The organism is Streptomyces sparsogenes, assembly GCF_001704635.1.
In the GTDB taxonomy this organism is placed as follows: domain Bacteria; phylum Actinomycetota; class Actinomycetes; order Streptomycetales; family Streptomycetaceae; genus Streptomyces; species Streptomyces sparsogenes.
Genome location: NZ_MAXF01000121.1, coordinates 64,427 through 83,390, shown reverse-complemented (window position 1 = coordinate 83,390; position 18,964 = coordinate 64,427). Strand labels below are relative to the sequence as shown.

General features: G+C 73.4%; 18 protein-coding genes. 12 read left to right on the top strand and 6 right to left on the bottom strand.

What is annotated here, in order from left to right; genetic code table 11:
- Positions 1-93 precede the first annotated feature (93 nt).
- The 3 genes from BBH68_RS25300 to BBH68_RS25290 form a co-directional block, all read right to left on the bottom strand.
- A complete protein-coding gene (locus BBH68_RS25300) occupies positions 94-1,290 on the bottom strand; it encodes a right-handed parallel beta-helix repeat-containing protein (protein WP_079151192.1) in 1,197 nt (398 codons plus the stop codon).
- 64 nt (positions 1,291-1,354) lie between these two features.
- The gene (locus BBH68_RS25295) at positions 1,355-2,428 is read right to left on the bottom strand and encodes an MBL fold metallo-hydrolase (protein WP_065965794.1); all 1,074 of its coding nucleotides are present in this window, start codon (positions 2,426-2,428) and stop codon (positions 1,355-1,357) included.
- On the bottom strand, positions 2,425-3,672 hold the full coding sequence (locus BBH68_RS25290) for an aminotransferase class I/II-fold pyridoxal phosphate-dependent enzyme (RefSeq protein WP_065965793.1): 1,248 nt from the start codon (positions 3,670-3,672) through the stop codon (positions 2,425-2,427). Before BBH68_RS25290 ends, BBH68_RS25295 begins: the two co-directional genes overlap by 4 nt.
- 171 nt (positions 3,673-3,843) lie before the next feature.
- On the opposite strand from BBH68_RS25290, the gene BBH68_RS25285 reads away from it, so the two are divergent.
- Positions 3,844-4,464 (top strand): hemerythrin domain-containing protein, encoded by a 621-nt coding sequence (locus BBH68_RS25285; RefSeq protein ID WP_065965792.1) that lies wholly within the window; start codon positions 3,844-3,846, stop codon positions 4,462-4,464.
- Here BBH68_RS25285 and BBH68_RS25280 read toward each other — a convergent pair.
- A complete protein-coding gene (locus tag BBH68_RS25280; RefSeq protein ID WP_065965791.1) occupies positions 4,406-5,182 on the bottom strand; it encodes an ANTAR domain-containing response regulator in 777 nt (258 codons plus the stop codon). The genes BBH68_RS25285 and BBH68_RS25280 overlap by 59 nt on opposite strands.
- Positions 5,183-5,338: 156 nt before the next feature.
- Here BBH68_RS25280 and BBH68_RS25275 point away from each other — a divergent pair, with 156 nt between their 5' ends.
- The 4 genes from BBH68_RS25275 (at position 5,339) to BBH68_RS25260 (ending at position 9,712) form a co-directional block, all read left to right on the top strand.
- Entirely contained in the window at positions 5,339-6,598 is a 1,260-nt protein-coding gene (locus BBH68_RS25275; RefSeq protein WP_079151195.1) for a PAS domain-containing protein, read from the top strand.
- 210 nt (positions 6,599-6,808) lie between these two features.
- The gene (locus tag BBH68_RS25270) at positions 6,809-7,468 is read left to right on the top strand and encodes a rhodanese-like domain-containing protein (RefSeq protein WP_065965790.1); all 660 of its coding nucleotides are present in this window, start codon (positions 6,809-6,811) and stop codon (positions 7,466-7,468) included.
- Between the two features lie 133 nt (positions 7,469-7,601).
- On the top strand, positions 7,602-8,966 hold the full coding sequence (locus BBH68_RS25265) for an MBL fold metallo-hydrolase (RefSeq protein WP_065965789.1): 1,365 nt from the start codon (positions 7,602-7,604) through the stop codon (positions 8,964-8,966).
- A complete protein-coding gene (locus BBH68_RS25260; protein WP_065965788.1) occupies positions 8,963-9,712 on the top strand; it encodes a sulfite exporter TauE/SafE family protein in 750 nt (249 codons plus the stop codon). The genes BBH68_RS25265 and BBH68_RS25260 overlap by 4 nt, the downstream gene beginning before the upstream one ends.
- 93 nt (positions 9,713-9,805) lie before the next feature.
- On the opposite strand, the gene BBH68_RS25255 is transcribed toward BBH68_RS25260, so the two are convergent.
- Both BBH68_RS25255 and BBH68_RS25250 read right to left on the bottom strand, forming a co-directional pair.
- Positions 9,806-10,474, bottom strand: coding sequence for a DUF4232 domain-containing protein (locus tag BBH68_RS25255; RefSeq protein ID WP_065965787.1), 669 nt, complete (start codon positions 10,472-10,474; stop codon positions 9,806-9,808).
- 194 nt (positions 10,475-10,668) lie between these two features.
- On the bottom strand, positions 10,669-11,550 hold the full coding sequence (locus BBH68_RS25250) for a LysR family transcriptional regulator (RefSeq protein ID WP_065965786.1): 882 nt from the start codon (positions 11,548-11,550) through the stop codon (positions 10,669-10,671).
- Between the two features lie 60 nt (positions 11,551-11,610).
- Between BBH68_RS25250 and BBH68_RS25245 the strand changes: the two genes are divergently transcribed.
- The 7 genes from BBH68_RS25245 to BBH68_RS25215 all read left to right on the top strand — a co-directional run bounded on the left by BBH68_RS25245 (position 11,611) and on the right by BBH68_RS25215 (position 18,867).
- Positions 11,611-11,976 carry a DoxX family protein gene (locus tag BBH68_RS25245; protein WP_065965785.1) on the top strand — a complete coding sequence of 122 codons (366 nt, stop codon included), beginning with the start codon at positions 11,611-11,613 and terminating at the stop codon, positions 11,974-11,976.
- A gap of 127 nt (positions 11,977-12,103) precedes the next feature.
- Positions 12,104-13,072 (top strand): TIGR03557 family F420-dependent LLM class oxidoreductase, encoded by a 969-nt coding sequence (locus BBH68_RS25240; protein WP_065965784.1) that lies wholly within the window; start codon positions 12,104-12,106, stop codon positions 13,070-13,072.
- 23 nt (positions 13,073-13,095) lie between these two features.
- Positions 13,096-14,904, top strand: coding sequence for a thiamine pyrophosphate-requiring protein (locus BBH68_RS25235; RefSeq protein ID WP_065965783.1), 1,809 nt, complete (start codon positions 13,096-13,098; stop codon positions 14,902-14,904).
- Between the two features lie 9 nt (positions 14,905-14,913).
- Positions 14,914-15,408: a hypothetical protein gene (locus BBH68_RS25230; RefSeq protein ID WP_245738300.1), complete on the top strand. Its 495-nt coding sequence runs from the start codon at positions 14,914-14,916 to the stop codon at positions 15,406-15,408.
- Positions 15,405-16,034 (top strand): gluconate 2-dehydrogenase subunit 3 family protein, encoded by a 630-nt coding sequence (locus tag BBH68_RS39770; RefSeq protein WP_158080288.1) that lies wholly within the window; start codon positions 15,405-15,407, stop codon positions 16,032-16,034. The genes BBH68_RS25230 and BBH68_RS39770 overlap by 4 nt, the downstream gene beginning before the upstream one ends.
- 41 nt (positions 16,035-16,075) lie before the next feature.
- Positions 16,076-17,779 carry a GMC family oxidoreductase gene (locus tag BBH68_RS25220; RefSeq protein ID WP_079151189.1) on the top strand — a complete coding sequence of 568 codons (1,704 nt, stop codon included), beginning with the start codon at positions 16,076-16,078 and terminating at the stop codon, positions 17,777-17,779.
- Entirely contained in the window at positions 17,776-18,867 is a 1,092-nt protein-coding gene (locus tag BBH68_RS25215) for an enolase C-terminal domain-like protein (protein ID WP_065965781.1), read from the top strand. Before BBH68_RS25220 ends, BBH68_RS25215 begins: the two co-directional genes overlap by 4 nt.
- The last annotated feature ends 97 nt before the right edge of the window (positions 18,868-18,964 follow it).

Genomic DNA, 18,964 nt, shown 5'->3' with positions numbered 1-18,964 from the left:
GGCCCGCCGCCGGGCCAACGTCCTGTGGGCCATGATCCGCGACGGAGCGTGCTACCAAGCCACACCACCAGTCACGGCAGCGGCTTGACAACGTCATTGGAAAGTCTCCTTGGCGCACCGGCCGACGGGCTCGGAGACGGTGCAGGTGTTGCCCTCGAAGGTGTTGCCGGGCCCGGCGTCCCGGTCGGCGAGGTCGGCGGGCTTGTTGTGGGTCAGCACGTTGTCCTTGATGGTGTTACGGGCGTTCTTGGTGCCCACCACGCTGGGGAAGAGCACGATCCCGCCGGACATCGGCGACGCGCCCACGTTGTCCCGCACCGTGTTGCCCGTCACCCGCGCGTCCTCCACGCCGGTGAGGAGGATGCCGGTGCCCTGGATGAAGTCCAGGCGGGGGTTGGGCGGGCAGTACTTGTTGTTCTCGTAGACCTTGTTGTTGAGGACGGACAGGTCGCCGGCGCGGGGCGTCCCCTCGTCGCCCACGACGAACACCCCACCGCAGTTGCCGGTGAGGGTGTTGCCCTGGACCGTGAGCACCCTCAGGCGCCGGACGCCGACCCCGACCCGGTTGCCGGTCAGGTGGTTGTCGCGGACGACGGTGCCCTTGGTGTCGAGGGCCGCGCCCTCCTCGTCGACGGTGTTGGCGAGGAAGACGCCCCCCTGGCCGTTGTCCTTCGCGGTGTTGGCGCGGAAGGTGCCGCGGGTGGACTTCTCCTGGCCGATGCCCTGCTGACCGTTCTTCACGGAGGTCACGCCGCGTACGTCCATCCGGTCGGTGTACTTCCCCCAGATGCCGTTCTTGGCGAAGCCGGTGACCTTCAGCGAGCGGATCCGGACACCGGTGACCGGCCGCTGGGCCGTGCCGGTGACGCAGATGCCGCTCTCGGCGGTGGCGCAGGAGTTCCCGGCCGCCTTCTTGGCCGTCTTCCCGGGTGTCGTCCTGGCCGTCTTCTTGTCTGTCGTGTTGGGTGTTTTCTTGGGTGTCGTGTTGGGTGTTTTCTTCGACGTGTCCTTGGCGGGGTTCTTGGCGGCCTTCGCGGGCGGCTTGACGACGGTCTTGTCACCCGACCCGCGCAGGGTCAGTCGAGAGGTGGTGATCAGCACGTTCTCCCGGTAGGTGCCGGGCTGGACCACGATGGTGTCGCCGGGCTTGGCGGCCTCCACCGCGGCCTGGATCGACTCGCCCGGGTGGACGACGTGCTGGGTCTTGGCGTGGGCGGCGGGCAGCGGACCGAGTTCGATGACGAGGGCGACCGAGAAGGCCGCCAGGTAGCGAAGCTGTCGAGTGCGCATGAAAAGGAAGCTAGGTGGGGTACGCACCACCTGCCACTTATGTCCACTGATGCACTAACTACCGCTACTCGTCAGGTCTAATGAGGACGCGTGAGGCCCCGACCGGCAGGTCCCACAGCGCCTCGCGCGGCAGCCGCGCCGCCTCCCACGCGGCGCGGACCCGCTGCAGCGGCTCCAGCGGGGGCTCGGCGGAGAGCAGGAAGGTGGACCAGTGCATGGGCATCATGGCCCGCGCCCCGAGATCCCCGAACGCCCGGACCGCCTCCTCCGGATCGGTGTGCACCGGCCGGAGCATCCAGCGCGGGTCGTACGCGCCGATGGGCAGCAGCGCCAGGTCGATGCCCGGGTAGCGGTGGCCGATCTCGCGGAACCAGTGGCCGTAGCCGGTGTCGCCCGCGAAGTAGATCCGCCGGCCGCCCGGGGCGGTGATGACCCAGCCGCCCCACAGGGAGCGGCAGGTGTCGGTCAGGGTGCGCTTGCTCCAGTGGTGGGCGGGCACGAAGTCGAAGCGCACCGGGCCGTCCGGGCCCGGCACTTCGGCCGCCTCCCACCAGTCGAGCTCGGTGACGTCGGTGAAGCGGCGCGCGCGGCACCAGGCGGCGAGCCCGGCCGGTACGAACAGGGGGGTGTGGCGCGGGAGCCGCTTGAGCGTGGGGGCGTCGAGGTGGTCGTAGTGGTTGTGGCTGATGACCACCGCGTCGATGGGCGGCAGGTCCTCCCAGCGCACCCCGACGGGGGTGACCCGGGCCGGGGTGCCGAGGATCCGGCGGGACCAGACGGGGTCGGTCAGCACGGTCAGCCCGCCGACCCGCAGCACGCAACTGGCGTGCCCCGCCCAGGTGACCGCCGCCTCCCCGGGCCCGACGACCGGCGGCGGGCCCGGTTCGAAGGGCAGCTCGGGGATCTGCCGCAGCGCGTCCACGGGCGGGCGCAGCCGGCCCTCCCGGGCGAGTCTGGCGATCGCCCGGACGCCGGGCAGCGGGGAGGTGAGGCGGTGGGCGAACGACCGCGGCCAGGTGCGGAGCTCGCCGCGGGGGCGCGGGGCGGCGAGCGAGGGGGGCGCCGCCTGGCCCGGGCGGGTGCGCGCCCCGGCGGGGCGTCGCTCGGTCGGTTGGGCCTGGTCGGCCTGGTCGGTCATGGAAGTGGGCTCCCTTCGGTGCCGGTCGGCCTCGGTCCGGTCCGGGTCAGCTCGCGGAAGGCGGTCTCGAAGGCGGTGAGCGCCTCGGCCACGTGCGGCAGGCGCAGCGGGTCCGCGGCGGCCAGGGCGGCCAGTCGCTCCTGGTCCCCGGTGCCGAGCAGCGGCAGGGTGGACAGCCGCACCCGCAGGGTGTGCGGGGCGTCGCCGAAGCGGTGGCCGCCCGGTACGGGCCGGCCGAGCCGCCGGGTCAGCTCGCGCTCCAGCTCCACCGAGTCGGTGATGCCGCGGGCGGCGAGGCCACCGCGCAGCTCGTCGAGGTCGGCGTACAGCTGGCGGCCGGCCTGCGGGGGGCGGCACAGCGCGCCGACCGCGGTGAGCGCGCGGTAGGCCGCGGCGGCCACCGCCCCGTGGGCGCGGGCCGCGGCCGCGGTCCGCTCACGGACCGGCTCGGGCTCGTCGAGGGCGTGGGCGGCGGCCGCGGCGACCGGCGGCAGCGGCACGGCCCGCACCGCGTCGAGGGTGGACAGCACCCGCTCGCGCAGCTCGACGCCGCGCTCGGTGGCGGGGAACCGGGCCACCGCGGCGGGCCAGCCGGGCGGAGTGAAGGCGCCCGCCAGGTCGGTGAGCACCACCACGTCCTCGGGGCGCATCTCGGCGGGGCTGAGCAGCACCGTGCCGTGGGGGTGGTGCACGGTGTCCCGCCAGGTCTCGTCGCTGAGGATCAGCAGCCCTTCGGCCACTGCGGCCTCGCACACCTCGTGCAGCAGCTCGGGCGGGGCGGTGGTGCCGGTGGGGTCGTCGGCGCCGGACAGCAGCAGGGCCCGCGGCTCGCCGTCCTCGGCGCGGACCCGGCGGACGGTCTCCAGCAGCGCGAACGGGTCGGGGACGCCGCCGCACTCGGCGGGCACCGGCACATGGTAGGCGGGGCGGCCGACGAGCCGGGCCAGCGGCGCGTACCAGGCGGCGCTGGGCCGGGTCAGCAGGACGTCGCCGCCGACCGCGGCGAGCAGGGCGAGCAGCAGCGGCTGCCCGCCGGGGGCGGCCACGACGTGCTCCGGGTCGGTCCACAGGCCGCGCCGCTCCCAGTAGCCGCGGGCGGCGGCGCGCAGCGCCGGGGCGCCGCCGACCGGCTCGGGCGCGGTGCGGCCGGCCGCTTCGGCGAAGCTTGCGGCCAGCTCGGGGAGGACCGGCAGGCCGCCGTCGTCCGGGGCCGCCGGAGCCGGGGCGGCCAGCTCCCGCTGCATTCGAAACACACCTCCGGATCGACAGACTGGACTGACTGTCTCCCCGCCCTGTCCACCTTCGCAGATCGGCGGATGCGGCGGCGGAGCCGACACGTGGCCGGTGCCGTTCGCCCGGGGCGGCGACGGCCGTTTGCCCGGGGCGGCGACGGGCACCCGGCGCGCATGACAGCGATGCCTCAGCAACACGACGTCGTGGACCTGCTCACCGCGGACCACCGCGAGGTGCAGGACCTGTTCGAGGGGTACCGGGCGAGCGCCGACCCCGGGCAGCGGCGGCTGCTGGTGGACCGGATCACGGTGGAGCTGGTGCGGCACTCGGTCGCCGAGGAGCAGTATCTGTACCCGACGGTCCGCAAGGCCCTGCCCAACGGCGACGAGGTCGCCGAGCGGGAGATCGAGGAGCTTCTGGAGGCCGAGCGGATCCTGGGCGATCTGGACCGCTTGGACCCGGCGGACCGGCGGTTCGACTCGCTGGTGCGCGATCTGTTCGACGTGGTGTCCATGCACATCCGGGGAGAGGAGGACGTGATCTTTCCGGAGCTGCGCGAGCGGCTCACCGCGGAGGAGCGGCTGGCGCTCGGGCTGCGGGTCGGCGAGGCCAAGACCGCCACGCCGACCCGTCCGTATCCCGGCCGCGGGCAGGGCGGCGGCGGGCAGGGCGGCACCGGGGGCGGCGAGGAGCGGGGCGGCGAGACCGGCGGCCCGTCGGGCGAGGCCGCGTCCGGCGCGGGGGTCAGCACGGGTCGTCCGCTGGCCGAGCGGGTGCGGGACTGGCTTGCCGGCCCATCCTGATCAGCTCCGGCTCGATGCCGCGGCCCCGGGTGCGCACCACGGTCTCGGCGAGTTCGGCCAGCTTGCGGTTGGTCCGCTGGGAGGTGCGCCGCAGCAGGTCGAAGGCGGCGTCCGCGTCGCAGCCCAGCACGTACATCACGATCCCGCACGCCTGGTCGACCACCGGGCGCGAGCGCAGCGCGGTGTCCAGCTGGTCGATCTCGGTGAGGGCGGCGCGATAGCGCCGGTCGCGCGCCAGGCTCTCGGTGGCGAGGTCGCCGAGCAGCCGGGTGGCTCCCTGGGCGGCCTCCTCCAGGGGGCCGGGCCGCAGCCCGTAGACGGAGATGGTCACGGTCAGGCCCTCGCTGACGAACGGCAGGGTGGCGCTGGAGCGCACCCCCGCCTCCAGGGCCCTGGCCCGGTACCGCGGCCACCTGCGGTCGTGCAGCAGGTCGTCCGCGCCCGTCGGGCGGCCGGTGGCCCGGGCGGCCGGGATCGGGCCCTCGCCCGAGGCGAGCTGCACCGAGACCAGCGGGGACAGGTCGGGGTGGGTGGCGGCGGTCTGCTGTTCCTCCAGGGCGCTCCCGCCGGGGTCCGGGCCGAGGAGGGCGGTGGCGGTGGCCCCGCAGCTGTCCGGAGTGCAGGAGGCGGCCTGTTCGGCCAGCTCGGCGAGGCCGCGGTCCAGGGACGGCGCGTCGGTCTGCCAGGCCCAGACGCGCGTGAGGGCACGATCCGGCATGCTCGGGTCCACTCCTTTCACTCCGCTGGTCACTCCGCTGGTGGTGGTGGTGGGGGGGTCTCCGCGTAGCGTCCCGTCTCCTCGGCTGCCCGCTCCGCCCCCGGGAAAACGGGCCACGGTGCGAGGGCCCCTCTCCGGGCGGGTTACCGTGTGCGCATGTCCGGGGCAAACGAGTACGGCGCCGAGCTGACCGACTTCCGCAGACGCGTCGCCGAACTGCAGACCGCGCGTGCCCTGCCCGCGCACCAGCGGCTCTCCGCACTGGACGCCGCCCTCATCGAGCTCCAGCACGTGGCCGACGTGCTGTGGCCGCGGTACGAGCAGCTGGCCTCGGCCGCCCGGGCCCCCGGCGGGGGGCGCGCCGACCCGCGCGAGCAGCAGCTGCTGCGCGCCCTGTTCCAGCGGCTGCCGATCCCCGTCGTCCTGCTGGACCGCGACTGTGTGGTGCGGCGGATGAACTTCTCGGCCACCCAGCTGTTCCAGACCCGCGCCGGCTACGCCACCGGGCGCCCGCTGACCGAGTCGCTGCGGCGCGACGGGCGGGCGGTGCTGCGCTCCCAGGTCGCCGCGGTCGCGCGCGACGAGGGCGGGCGCAGCCTGGTGGTGCACCTGCCGGGGCCGGGGAGCGACGGGGCGCTGCGGGTGACGCTCGCCGGGCTGCGCCCGCCGGGCGAGCCGCACTCCGCCGTGCTGGCCACCTTCCAGCCCACCGGCGAGGGCGCGGTGGCCGTCGCGGCCCCCACCGTCCCGGGCCAGGCCGGCGGGGTCCGGCCGCCGGGCGCCCGGCGGCCGGACCTGGACGAGGTGACGCGCCACGCCGAGCGGCTGGATCTGATCGACGACATGGCGACCACGCTGCTCGGCACGGTGGCGCTCGCCAACAGCGGGCCGAAGACCGTGCTGGACCGGGCGGCCGCCGTGCTGCACGGCCGCTTCGCGGACTGGGTGATCGCCGATGTGGCCGCCGACCCGGCGCGGCCCGAGACCGCCCGCCGGGTGGTCGCGCTGGGCCCGCCCGACGCCACGGCGGACCGCGTGACCTCGGTGGCCGAGCAGGACCCGGCCGGCTGCCCGCTGGTGGCGGAGGCGATACGGGACGGGGTCTCCGCGTTGCAGGTGCGGCCCCATGACGCGGACGCGTTCGGCCGGGACGCCTCGGGCGCGCCCGTCCTGGTCCGCGAGGACGTCACCTCGCTGCTGTGCGTCCCGCTGCGGGTCTCGCCCGCGGAGCCGGTGCTGGGCGCGCTCACCCTCTTCCGTACGGGTGGGCGCGGGGCGTTCGAGATGGCGGAGGCGGGCGTGGCGGACCGGCTCTCCCGCCACATCGCCCTCGCGCTGGGCCGGATCTCCCACCAGCCGCCCCCGTCGGAAGACGGACAGCAGCGGCCCGAACGGGCGGTGGCGCCCGGCTCCTAGGGCGCGTTCGGACAGTCCTTTCCTCCGCCCCCGCGGCCTCGCCCGCACCGACCGATTTGCCGGTGCGGCAAAGCTCTTTGCCAGTCCTGGGCATGCGTGTGCAGGCTGTATCCGGAAAGGGCCGGCTCACCAACCACAGCCGGCACTTCTCGGACTCGGCCGTGTTCCCTCCAGAAGTCGTCATTGCCTTACAGGACAGAGGGGCAGCAGATGGAAAATCGCCATGTCGTGATCATCCCGATTGAGATCGACGAGGATAAGGAAAGCGCTTATCTCGACGCCTGGCAGGGCGCCGCGGACGTGATGGCCGCTCAACCCGGTTTCATCCGGACGTACATGTTCCGCACGATCGTCCCGGGGAGCACATTCCGTCTCGTCAACGTGGCGGAATGGGAGTCCACCGCTCACTGGGAAGAGGCGATGAATGTCTGCCCGATGCTGGGACAGCGGATAGCCGTCGCCCATGCCTCGAACTACGAGGCGATTCGGACGGTCCTGCCCGCCACGCGGCAGGGCCTGGGCCCCGGCGACGGTCACACACCCGCCGACCTGTCTCCCGCCGAGGCGTGGCGCCGCGTCGCGGACGGGGAACTCACTCTGGTCGATGTCCGCGAAGACGATGAATGGGCAGCGTGTCACCCGACCGGCGCGGTCCATGCAGCGCTCAGTACGTTGCCGGCCTCGCTGCCGGATTTGCCTGACGGCCCGCTGGCCTTCGTATGCCGCACGGGCACACGCAGCGTGCAGGGCGGCGCGCAGGCGATCCGCGCAGGCCGGTCCTCCGTCTACAGCGTGACAGGGGGCCTTGAGGCATGGGAATCGGCAGGGCTGCCGGTCACCTTCCCCGACCGGACACGTCCGCTGACGTGAGGCCGGACGGGCACGCCACCCCCCGCGCACCCTCGGGAATTCTCCATTTCAGGCGCTGATCGTCTGTGCACATGGCGGCGGTTTCCCGAGACGGGAATTTCCTGGGTACGCCATCCCGGAAAGGAGTCTTACCGTGTTTTTTGTCGAAACCCTGGAGTTCGAGGGGCTGGGAAATCGCAGTTACCTGGCCGGCGGTCCGCGAGCGGCGGTCGTGGTCGATCCGCCGCGGGACGTCGACCAGGTGATCGCCACCGCCGCCCGGCGAGGGGTGCGTATCGCCTACGTAGCCGAGACGCACCTGCACAACGACTACGTCAGCGGCGGGCTGGAACTTGCCCGCCTCACCGGCGCCCGCTACCTGGTCCCGGCCGGCGCCGACGTCTCCTTCCCTCGCACTCCCGTCACGGACGGCGACACGTCCGAGGTGGACGAGCACCTGATGCTGCGTGCGATAGCCACCCCGGGCCACACCCCGCACCACACCTCATACGCGCTGGAGGAGGACGGCCGCGCGGTGGCGGTCTTCACCGGCGGCTCGCTGCTGATCGGCACCGTGGGGCGTCCGGACCTGGTGGACCCGCGGCTGACCGAGCACCTGGCCCGCGCCCAGCACACCTCCGTCCACCGGCTGGCGGCCATGCTCGACGACGAGGTACCCGTGCTGCCCACGCACGGCTTCGGCAGCTTCTGCTCCTCCTCCCAGGCCGAGGGCGACGCGACCACCATCGGCAACGAACGCACCAGCAACGACGCTTTCGCCCTGGATGTGGACGCCTTCGTGAAGCGGCTCCTGGCCGGGCTGGACGACGTGCCCGCCTACTACACGTACATGGGCCCGGCCAACGCCGCCGGCCCCGGGCCTGTCGACCTGACACCGCCCGAGCCCGCCGACGCCGCACAGATCGCCGAACGGCTGGCGGCGGGTGAGTGGGTGGTGGACCTGCGCAGCCGGGTCGCCTTCGCCGACGGCCATGTGGCCGGATCGTTCAACTTCGAGGGCTCGGGGAATCCGGCCACCTATGTGGCCTGGCTGATCCCGTGGGGCAAGCCGGTCACCCTGCTCGGCGACACTCCGGCGCAGATCGCCGACGCGCAGCGGGAGCTGACCCGGGTCGGTATCGACCGCCCGGCTGCCGCCGCCACGGGAGACCCGGCCACCTGGGTCCGTGAAGGGGAACAGCTCGCCTCCTTCCCCCGCGCCGGTTTCGCCGACCTCGCCGAGGCACACGAGCGTGGCGGGGACGTGGTGGTACTGGATGTGCGCCGGGATTCCGAACGCGCGAACGGCTTCATCGAGGGCTCTGTGCACATGCCACTCCACCAGCTGCACGCCCGGGTCGGCGAGGTGCCGGACGGCACGGTGTGGGTGCACTGCGCCGGCGGGATGCGCGCGGCGATCGCCGCTTCCCTCCTGGACGCGACCGGGCGCAAGGTGATCGCCATCGATGACGGCTTCGAGGCCGCCGCCGAGGCGGGCCTCAGCGTTATCCGGCCATGACCGCCCTGATCCTGGCCGTGATCGCCGGAGCCGTCGTCGGCCTGACGCTCGGCGCCCTCGGTGGCGGCGGCAGCGTCCTGGCGGTGCCCGCCCTCATCTACCTGCTCGGCTTCACCCCCGCCGCGGCCACCACCGCCGGCCTGATCATCGTCGTCTTCACCTCGCTGACCGCCCTGTACGCGCATGCCCGGGCCGGGCAGGTGCGGTGGAAGGCCGGGGCAGCGTTCGCGGCCGCCGGGATTCTTCCGGCGGCCGCCGCCGGAGCCGCCGCCACCCACCTGCCCCAAGCCGCCCTCACCATCGCCTTCGCCGCTACAGCCGTCCTCTCCGCCCTCAGCATGCTCCGGCCTGCCGGCACCACCCGCCCAGGGAGCGGCGGCGTGCGGCCGGGCAAGGCAGCCGGGGCCGGTGCCGGCCTGGGCGCGCTGACCGGACTGCTCGGTGTGGGCGGCGGCTTTCTCGCCGTCCCCGCCCTGGTCACCGTCCTGGCCTTCGAGATGGAGGCCGCCGTCGGCACCAGCCTGCTGGTCACCACGGCCAACTCGCTGGCCTCACTGGCCACTCGTTCCGGCGCCGCCACCTCGCTCGACTGGGCGTCGATCGGCCCGTTCGCCGGAACCGCGATGCTGGGTGCCTGGGACGGCAAACGCATGGCCGCGAAGGTCTCCGGGCCCCGCTTGCAGCGCATCTTCGCGGTGGTCCTGCTGGCCGTGGCCGCCTTCATGCTGGCCGACGCCGTGACGTGATGGCAGTTCAGGCCGACGACAGGCCCGCGTCCAAGCCGAACGAGTGCCGGGTATGTCGAAGCGTCGTCAGTGGCCCGGCCCGAAGGAGCAGTCCTAGAAGTCGTACGGCTTCTCGGTGTTCCAGTTCAGCACGTCGGCCTCGTTCCAGCTGAACTGCTGCTTCTGGCCCTTCATGACGACGGAGTAGTAGGGGCTTTCGTGGCCGTCCGCGCCGCGCAGCGCGATGGCGAGCCCCTGTGCCGTCTGGTGCCGGGAGTTGTAGTCGAAGAGGTTCACCGCGCTGTAGACCTTGCCGCCGGGCTGGAGGGTGATGCGCTTGTCGCCGCCCGGGTTGTCTTTCTTCGAGTGCGGCAGTTCGAGGCTGTCGTCGCCGAGCCTCACGGCCGGGTAGGAGGTCACCCAGCACGGCTTGGAGCCCTGGTTGGACGCGGTGAGCAGCAGGTGGTCGCCCTGCTGCCCGGCGAACCGGTGGACCGCGGTGACCAGCATCTCATCGCCCACGCACTGCTGGGCGCCGACCCTTGCGCCCTTGCTCGCGACCTCCTCCGAACCGGCCGAGGCCTTGTCAGGGGCGCTGTTGGCCTGCTCCGTGCCGCCCTTGCCGTCCTCGTTGGACGCGGGCCGGCTCTGTGCGGTGGCGGCGGTCTTCTCGCCGGCCGATGCCTTCGAGTCGCCGTCGCCGCCGCCGCAGGCGGTCAGGCCCAGCGCCAGCGCGGCGGTGACGGTGGCCAGGGCGGCGGTGCGAATCCGGGAAGTACGCATGATCAGGATCCCCCTGCGTTCCGTGCGGGATTCCTCTTTGGCGGCTCCCGCGGTGTGGACACCACTTTTCCCGGGGCCGCTGACGTTCTGGAAACGTCTCACTCACGTCCCGCAAACGCACCGCTCGCGCACGGCTGAGTCCAGCACTGCTCCATCCGGCCGGGCAGCGTGCCGGCGGATTGTCGGCCCCGTCGTCAGCGCCGGCTCAGCCGGCGCGCGATGGCCTCCAGCAGCTCGTCCAGCGTCGCCTCGCGTGTCCGGCCCTTTGGCCGGGCAAGCCCCACCCGGCTCGGTGAGACCCCGCGGACCGGACGGAACACCACGTCCGGGTGGGAGTAGAAACGGGCCGTCGACGCCGGGGCCAGCGCTACACAGCCGGCAGCCACCGCTCCGAGCCACTCGTCGGGCCGGCTGGTGACGGCGCCGACCCGGACCGGGTGGCCTTCCCGCTCCTCCGCCGCCAGCCAGTGCTCCCTCCAGGCTCCGGTCTCGGCTCCGGCCGCGACGAAGGGCTCGTCCCAGAGCTCCCGGAACTCCACCGTCCCGTTGTTCGCCAGCGGATGCCGGGCCGGCAGCAGCACCCCACGCTCCTCGACGAACAACTCCCGCACGTTCAGCCCCTCCTGCCCCGGAAACGGCAAACGCACCACCGCCGCATCCACCTCGCCTCGGGCCAGGCCGGCACTCGGGTCCGACCAGTCGAACTGACGCAGCTCCACACGCCACTCCGGCCGCGCCCGACGGAACTCGGCGATGACCTCGTGGACGGCGCCCACGGCGCCCGCGTCCAGGAAGCCCAGGCGCAGCAGCCGCGCCGCCCGGCCGGTTGCCTGTACCGCCTCGTCCCAGCCGTCCAGCAGTGCGGGCACCCGCGCGGCGAGCTCGCGACCGGCCTCGGTCAGCGCCATCCCGGACCGCGAACGCACGAAGAGCGGTACCCCCAGATCGTCCTCCAAGCGCCGGATCTGCTTGGTCAGCGCGGGCTGCGAGACGAACAATTTCTGCGCCGCCCCGGTCAGGGTGCCCTCCTCCGCCACTGCGGCGAAGTACCGGAGCAGGCGCGTGTCCACATCCATGCCACCAGGTTATAGAAGCAGGTATTGGACGGTGCCGAAGCGCCTGCGGACCCTGAAGGCATGACCGGTACCCAGCTCGCATTCCTCGTCGTCACCTTGTTCACCGCCGCTGCCAACGTCGGAATCGCCGCAGCTGACCTCGCCGGGGCGCGCTTCGTGCTGGCCAACTCGGCGCGGGTGGGTGTGCCCCGATCCTGGCTGCCCCGGCTGGCCGCCCTCAAGCTGGCTGGTGCGGCGGGTCTCCTCCTCGGCCTCTCCGACGCGGCGCTGCGCCCCCTCGGCGCCGCCGCGGCCTGCGGTCTCGTCCTGCTCTACCTGGGCGCGCTCGCCTTCCATCTGCGCGCCCGCGTGCTCGACAACCTCGCGTTTCCCGGTTTCTACTGCGCCACCGCCGTCGCCTCGTGGGCCTTGACCGTGTCCTCCTGATGGTGGCGGCACCCCCCATGGCGCCGCTCGCCTGCCGGGATAGGTTTTCTTCCTCGCACCCCGGTTACCCGTCGCCTCGTGGCACCAGCGCCTTGACCGGCACCAGCGTTGCGAGGAGGGCCTTTCCATGACCCAGTACGGCTATTTCCTGGCCGCCGAGGAACACGGCCCCACCGAGCTCGTCGAGCAGGCTCGGATGGCGGAGCAGGCGGGCTTCTCCGCCCTGTGGATCTCCGACCACTACCACCCCTGGAACGACGCGCAGGGCCAGTCCTCCTTCGTGTGGTCGGTGATCGGCGCGCTCGCCCAGGCCACCTCGCTGCCCGTGCAGACCGCGGTGACCTGCCCCACCATGCGTATCCATCCGGCCGTCGTGGCCCAGGCGGCCGCGACCAGCGCGGTGCTGCTGGGAGAGGACCGCTTCCGCCTGGGAGTGGGCAGCGGAGAGGCGCTCAACGAGCATGTGCTGGGCGGCCGCTGGCCGCAGGCGCCCGTCCGGCTGGAAATGCTGGAGGAGGCCGTGACGGTGATGCGCCAGCTCTTCGAGGGCCACGAGGTCAGCCACCACGGCAAGCACTACACGGTCGAGAACGCGCGGCTCTACACGGTGCCCGAGGAGCCGGTGCCCATCGACATCGCGGCGTTCGGCTCGGCCGCCGCCGCGCTGGCCGGGCGGGTCGGCGACGGCTTCATCACCATGGTCCCCGACGCGGAGCTGGTGGCGCGCTTCCGGCGCGGCAGTGGCGCGGGCGGCAACTCCAAGCCGGTCAGCGGGGGCCTGAAGGTGTGCTACGGCCCGGACGCCGACGAGGCGCTGCGTACCGTCCACCGGCTGTGGCCCAACATGGCGCTGCCCGGCGAGCTCTCGCAGGTCCTGCCCACCCCGGCCCACTTCGAGCAGGCCAGCGAGCTCGTCCGGCCCGAGCATCTGGCCCCGAGCGTGACCTGCGGGGACGACCCGGAGAAACATGTGGCCGCGCTCAGCGCGTACGCCGACGCCGGATTCGACACCGTCTACGTCAACCAGATCGGCCCCGACCAGCGCGGCTTCTTCGACTTCTACCGCACCAAGGTGCTGCCGCAGCTGACCGGCTGAGCCGGTCGACAGGAGTGACCACCATGAGCATGAAAGTCGCCGACTACGTCCTCGCCCGACTGCGCGAGTGGGGTGTGGAGCAGGTCTTCGGATACCCGGGCGACGGAATCAACGGCCTGCTCGCCGCGTGGGGGCGGGCCGACAACGAGCCCCGGTTCGTGCAGGCCCGGCACGAGGAGATGGCCGCGTTCGAGGCGACCGGGTACGCCAAGTTCAGCGGGCGGCTCGGGGTCTGCGCGGCGACCTCCGGACCGGGCGCCATCCACCTGCTGAACGGCCTGTACGACGCGAAGCTGGACCATGTGCCGGTGGTGGCGCTGGTCGGCCAGACGCACCGCAGCGCGATGGGCGGCTCCTACCAGCAGGAGGTGGACCTGCACAGCCTCTTCAAGGACGTGGCGTCCGACTTCCTGGAGACGGTGACGGTCCCCGAGCAGCTGCCGAACGTGCTGGACCGGGCGATCCGCACCGCGTACGCCCGGCGCTCCCCCACCGCCGTGATCATCCCGGCGGACGTCCAGGAGCTGGACTACTCCCCGCCCACCCACGAGTTCAAGATGGTGCCCTCCAGCCTGGACCGCAGCGGCTGGTCGGCGGTGCCCTCGGCGAGCGCGGTGGAGCGTGCGGCCGAGGTGCTGAACGCCGGCGAGAAGGTGGCGATCCTGGTCGGGCAGGGCGCCGCGGGGGCGCGCGCGGAGGTCGAGCGGATCGCCGACCTGCTGGGCGCGGGGGTGGCCAAGGCGCTGCTCGGCCTCGATGTGCTCAGCGACGAGCTGCCGTATGTGACCGGCTCGATCGGGCTGCTGGGCACCCGGCCCTCGTACGAGCTGATGCGGGACTGCGACACGCTGCTGACCATCGGCTCCAGCTTCCCGTACACCCAGTTCCTGCCGGAGTTCGGCAAGGCCCGGGCCGTGCAGATCGACCTGGACCCGCACATGATCGGCATGCGCTACCCGTACGAGGTCAACCTGGTCGGCGACGCGCGCGAGACCCTGCTGCGGCTGATGCCGCTGCTGCGGCGCAGGGAGGACCGCGGCTGGCAGGAGGAGGTCGTCGCGGGGGTGCGGCGGTGGCGCGAGGTGATGCGGCAGCGCGCCGAGGTGAGCGCCGACCCGATCAACCCCGAGTACGTCGCCCACTGCCTGGACCCGCTGCTGCCCGGCGACGCCATCCTCACCTGCGACTCCGGCTCGGTGGCCAACTGGTACGCCCGCCACCTGCGGATGCGCGGCCAGATGCGCGGCTCGCTGTCGGGCACGCTGGCCACCATGGGCAGCGGGGTGCCGTACGCCATCGGCGCCAAGTTCGCCCAGCCCGACCGGCCCGTGGTGGCGCTGGTCGGGGACGGGGCGATGCAGATGAACGGCATGGCCGAGCTGATCACCGCGGCCAAGTACCGGCACGCCTGGGACGACCCGCGGCTGGTGGTCGCGGTGTGGAACAACCACGACCTGAACCAGGTGACCTGGGAGATGCGGGCGATGAGCGGCGCGCCCCAGTTCCTTCCGTCGCAGCAGATTCCGGATGTGCGGTACGCGCGGTTCGCCGAGTCGCTGGGGCTGACCGGCATCCGGGTGGAGAAGCCCGAGCAGGTGGAGCAGGCGTGGCGTGACGCGCTGAACGCGGACGGCCCGGCGGTGGTGGAGTTCCTGACCGACCCCGCCGTGCCGCCGATCCCGCCGCACGCCACCTGGGAGCAGATGGAGGCCACCTTGGGGTCGATCGTCAAGGGCGACACGGACCGGGCGGGCATGGTGCGCCAGGGCCTGAAGGCGAAGGTGCAGGAGTTCCTGCCGCACCGGACGCACCGCAAGAAGAGCGAGGAGTGAGCGGCCGTGATGGCACGGCTCACGCGGGACGCGCGGACCCTCGCCCGGGTCGGCCGCCTGGCGCGCCGCCCGGCCGCCCGCCGGGCCGCGCGGCTGGCCCGTGATGTGCGGTACGGGCGGCTGGAGCGGTCGCTCTCCCTGGCGACCGCCCTGGGCTCGGCGATCACGGCCGCCGAGATCTATCTGGAACACGACCGTGCCGGGTTCGGCAACCGCGTGATGTGGTGGCCGGTGGCGCTCGGCCCGGTCGGGGTCGTCGCGGGCGTGGCGGGGTTCGCCGACCGGCGGGCCGCGCACACCGCGCTCCCGGTGGCCTCGGCCGCCATCGTGGCCAACGGGCTGCAGGGCACGTATCTCCATGTGCGCGGGATCGCCGCCAAGCCCGGCGGCTGGCGGATGGCCCGCTACAACATCGAGCTGGGCCCGCCGCTGTTCGCGCCGCTGCTGATGTGCATGGTGGGCGGGATGGGCCTGCTCGCGAGCGTGCTGCGGAGGGAGCGGTGACGGCGCGGCGTGGGAGAGCCGAGCCCTCATCGGCGAAGAAGGGCCCGCTGAGCCAGATACCGACGTGGGACGCGGCGACGGGCGGGGTGGTGCTGGCCAGGCTCGGGCCGCGGCCGCCGCTGAGCTTCTTCACCCCGGCCGAGGAGGCGGCCGCCGGGCCGCTGCTGGACCTGCTGCTGGCGCGCCGGCACGACGATCCGCCGATCCCGGTGCTGCCGGTGATCGACGCCCGGCTGGCCGCCCGCGAGTTCGAGGGCTGGCGGTTCGCCGACATGCCGGAGGACGACGAGGCGTGGCGCCGCTCGCTGGCCGCGCTGGACGAGGAGACGAAGGTGCGGCACGACGGCCGCACGTTCGGCCAGGTGACCCACGGCGACCGGCACCGGCTGCTGCGCCACATCCAGGACCTCGGGTCGCACGACTGGTACGGCATGCCCGCCGGGCACGTCTGGACGCTGTGGTCCCGCTACGCGTGCACCGCGTACTACGCCCATCCGTACGCCTGGGAGGAGATCGGCTTCGGCGGCCCGGCCTATCCGCGCGGCTATCTGCGGCTGGGGCGCGGCACGCGCGAGCCGTGGGAGAGCCCGCCGGCCGAGGAGCCGGCGACGGAGACGGACTGCTGAGCCCGGGCGGCGATGTGGGAGGGCGGCCGATGGAAGGACCGATGAGCGGAAAGCGGTGGTGGCGCCCGGCCACCGGCACGCTGCGCGAGACGCTGCGCCCCCAGGGCGACGTACGGGCCCGCAACGCCTCCGCCTGGCTGCCGCATGTGACCCGGCTGCGCTCGGACATGCGGCGGTTCGAGGACGACGACGAGGTCGACATGGTGGTGGTGGGCTGCGGCGCGGGCGGCGCGACCTTCACCCAGCGGCTGGCGCACGCCGGGTGGCGGGTGGTGTGCCTGGAGGCGGGGCCGTTCTGGGACCCGGAGCACGACTGGGTGAGCGACGAGGCGGGCTCCCGCCACCTGTACTGGAACGAGCCGCGGGTCATCGGCGGCAGCCACCCCGTGCCGCTGGGGGCGAACAACTCCGGGCGGGGCGTCGGCGGGTCGATGGTGCACTTCGCCGGCTACACCCCGCGCTTCCACCCCTCCGACTTCCGGACCCGCAGCCAGGACGGCGTGGGCGCCGACTGGCCGATCCGGTACGAGCAGCTGCGCCCGTACTACGAGCGGCTCGAGCGGGAGCTGCCGGTGGCGGGCCAGTACTGGCCGTGGGGCGACCCGCACCCCCACCCACACGCCCCGCACCCGGTCGGCGGCAACGGCGAGGTGATGCTGGAGGGCTGCGCACGGCTGGGCATCCGGGCCCGCGTGGGGCCGGTGGCCATCGCCAACGGCCGCTTCGGCAACCGCCCGCACTGCATCTACCGGGGCTTCTGTCTCCAGGGCTGCAAGGTGGACGCCAAGGCGTCCCCGCTGATCACCCATGTGCCCGACGCGATCACACACGGCGCCGAGATCCGCGACGGCGCGATGGCCACCCGGGTGGTGATGGACGCCGCCGGGCGGCGGGCGACGGGCGTAGCGTATGTGCGCGAGGGCCGGGAGCGCGTCCAGCGGGCCAGGGCGGTGGCGGTGGCGGGCTACTCCATCGAGACGCCGCGGCTGCTGCTGAACTCCGCCGGGCCCGGCCACCCGCACGGCCTGGCCAACGGCCACGACCTGGTGGGCCGCTATGTGATGGTGCAGGGCGCCCCGCAGACCGCGGGCCGCTTCCCCGACGAGATCCGGATGTACAAGGCGCCGCCCCCGGAGGTGTCCAGCGAGGAGTTCTACGAGACCGACCCCGCCAAGCCGTACCGGCGCGGCTTCTCGATCCAGACGGTGTCCCCGCTGCCGATCACCTGGGCCGAGCACGTCGCCGCCCAGGGCCACTGGGGGGCGGATCTGCGCTCCCGGATGCGGGACTACGTGCACTGGGCGACCCTGGGCGCGCTGTGCGAGTTCCTGCCCCAGCCCGACAACCGGGTCACGCTCGCCGACGAGACCGACCGGCTGGGCCTGCCCGTGGCCCGCTTCGACCACAGCCAGTGCGCCAATGACGACATGCTGATGGAGGCGGCCCAGAAGGTCATGGAGGACATCCTGCGCGCGGCCGGGGCGGGCGAGCTGATGACCATCGGGCGGTACGCGCACCTGGTGGGCGGTTGCCGGATGGGCCGGAACCCCGAGGAGGGCGTGGTGGACTCGGACCTGCGCACCTTCGCCGTGCCCAATCTGTTCATCACCGACGGCAGTGTGCTGCCGACGCAGGGCAGCGCCAACCCGGCCCTCACCATCATGGCGCTCGCGGACCGGGCCGCGGACCGGCTCGTCCACGGCCGGGTTCCCGAGGCCCCCGCCCGGAAGGCCGCCCGGCGATGAAGGTGGAGCGGCTGGAGGTCACGGCCTACACGGTGCCGACGGACTCGCCGGAGGCGGACGGCACGCTGGCCTGGGACGCGACGACCGTCGTGGTGGTGGAGGCCCACAGCGCGGGGACCCGCGGGCTGGGCTGGACCTACGCCCCGGCGGCCGCCGGGCCGGTGGTGCGCGACCTGCTGTGCGGCCAGGTCGTGGGGCGCTCCGCGCTGGACGTGGCGGGGGCGAACGAGGCGATGAGCCGCGCGGTGCGCAACGCGGGCCGGCCGGGCCTGGTGGCCTGCGCGATCTCCGCGGTGGACCTGGCGCTGTGGGACCTCAAGGCGCGGCTGCTGGGGCAGCCGCTGGTGCACCTGATCGGCGCGGTGCGCGCGGAGGTGCCGGTGTACGGCTCCGGTGGCTTCACCACGTACCACGACACCCATCTGGCCACCCAGCTGACCGGCTGGGTCCACGGCCACGGCATCCAGCGCGTCAAGATCAAGATCGGTGAGTCATGGGGGCGGGCCGTCGAGCGCGACCTGGCGCGGGTGCGCCACGCCCGCCAGACCATCGGCCCGCACGCCGAGCTGTACGTGGACGCCAACGGCGCGTACACCCGCAAGGAGGCGGTGCGGGTGGGCCGGGCGCTGGCCGAGCAGGGGGTGGGGTGGTTCGAGGAGCCGGTGTCCTCCGACGACCTGGAGGGGCTGCGGGTGGTCCGCGACCAGGTGGTGTGCGATGTGGCGGCCGGCGAGTACGGCTACGACCTGTCGTACTTCGGCCGGATGGCGCCGGCGGTCGACTGTCTGCAGGCCGACATCACCCGCTGCGGCGGGATCACCGTCTGGCTGCGCGCGGCGGCCGTCGCCGAGGCCCACGGCCTGGAGCTGTCCGGACACTGCGCCCCGCACGCGCACGCCCACGCCGCCGCGTGCGTGCCCAATCTGCGCCACCTGGAGTGGTTCCACGACCATGTGCGCATCGAGTCCGAGTTCTTCACGGGCTCGCTGGACCCCACGGGCGGCGTGGTGCGGCCGGGGGCGAGCGGCGAGCCGGGACACGGCATGACCTTCCGGCACGAGGCCGCCACCGCGTACCGCGTGCTGTGACACCCCCGACCGGCCCCGCCGACCGCCGCCGACCGCTCCCGGCCCGGCCCCGCCGCCCGCCGCTGATCGGGTGACATCCCGGTTTCGGCCCGTTCCG

Bases quoted from the DNA above. Each gene is read 5' to 3' on its own strand.
- BBH68_RS25290 (WP_065965793.1), bottom strand. From the start codon at position 3,672: ATGCAGCGGGAGCTGGCCGCCCCGGCTCCGGCGGCCCCGGACGACGGC.
- BBH68_RS25220 (WP_079151189.1), top strand. From the start codon at position 16,076: ATGAGCGGAAAGCGGTGGTGGCGCCCGGCCACCGGCACGCTGCGCGAG.
- BBH68_RS25255 (WP_065965787.1), bottom strand. From the start codon at position 10,474: ATGCGTACTTCCCGGATTCGCACCGCCGCCCTGGCCACCGTCACCGCC.
- BBH68_RS25300 (WP_079151192.1), bottom strand. From the start codon at position 1,290: ATGCGCACTCGACAGCTTCGCTACCTGGCGGCCTTCTCGGTCGCCCTC.
- BBH68_RS25260 (WP_065965788.1), top strand. From the start codon at position 8,963: ATGACCGCCCTGATCCTGGCCGTGATCGCCGGAGCCGTCGTCGGCCTG.
- BBH68_RS25295 (WP_065965794.1), bottom strand. From the start codon at position 2,428: ATGACCGACCAGGCCGACCAGGCCCAACCGACCGAGCGACGCCCCGCC.
- BBH68_RS25230 (WP_245738300.1), top strand. From the start codon at position 14,914: ATGGCACGGCTCACGCGGGACGCGCGGACCCTCGCCCGGGTCGGCCGC.
- BBH68_RS25215 (WP_065965781.1), top strand. From the start codon at position 17,776: ATGAAGGTGGAGCGGCTGGAGGTCACGGCCTACACGGTGCCGACGGAC.
- BBH68_RS25280 (WP_065965791.1), bottom strand. From the start codon at position 5,182: ATGCCGGATCGTGCCCTCACGCGCGTCTGGGCCTGGCAGACCGACGCG.
- BBH68_RS25275 (WP_079151195.1), top strand. From the start codon at position 5,339: ATGTCCGGGGCAAACGAGTACGGCGCCGAGCTGACCGACTTCCGCAGA.
- BBH68_RS25245 (WP_065965785.1), top strand. From the start codon at position 11,611: ATGACCGGTACCCAGCTCGCATTCCTCGTCGTCACCTTGTTCACCGCC.
- BBH68_RS25285 (WP_065965792.1), top strand. From the start codon at position 3,844: ATGCCTCAGCAACACGACGTCGTGGACCTGCTCACCGCGGACCACCGC.
- BBH68_RS25270 (WP_065965790.1), top strand. From the start codon at position 6,809: ATGGAAAATCGCCATGTCGTGATCATCCCGATTGAGATCGACGAGGAT.
- BBH68_RS25250 (WP_065965786.1), bottom strand. From the start codon at position 11,550: ATGGATGTGGACACGCGCCTGCTCCGGTACTTCGCCGCAGTGGCGGAG.
- BBH68_RS25240 (WP_065965784.1), top strand. From the start codon at position 12,104: ATGACCCAGTACGGCTATTTCCTGGCCGCCGAGGAACACGGCCCCACC.
- BBH68_RS25235 (WP_065965783.1), top strand. From the start codon at position 13,096: ATGAGCATGAAAGTCGCCGACTACGTCCTCGCCCGACTGCGCGAGTGG.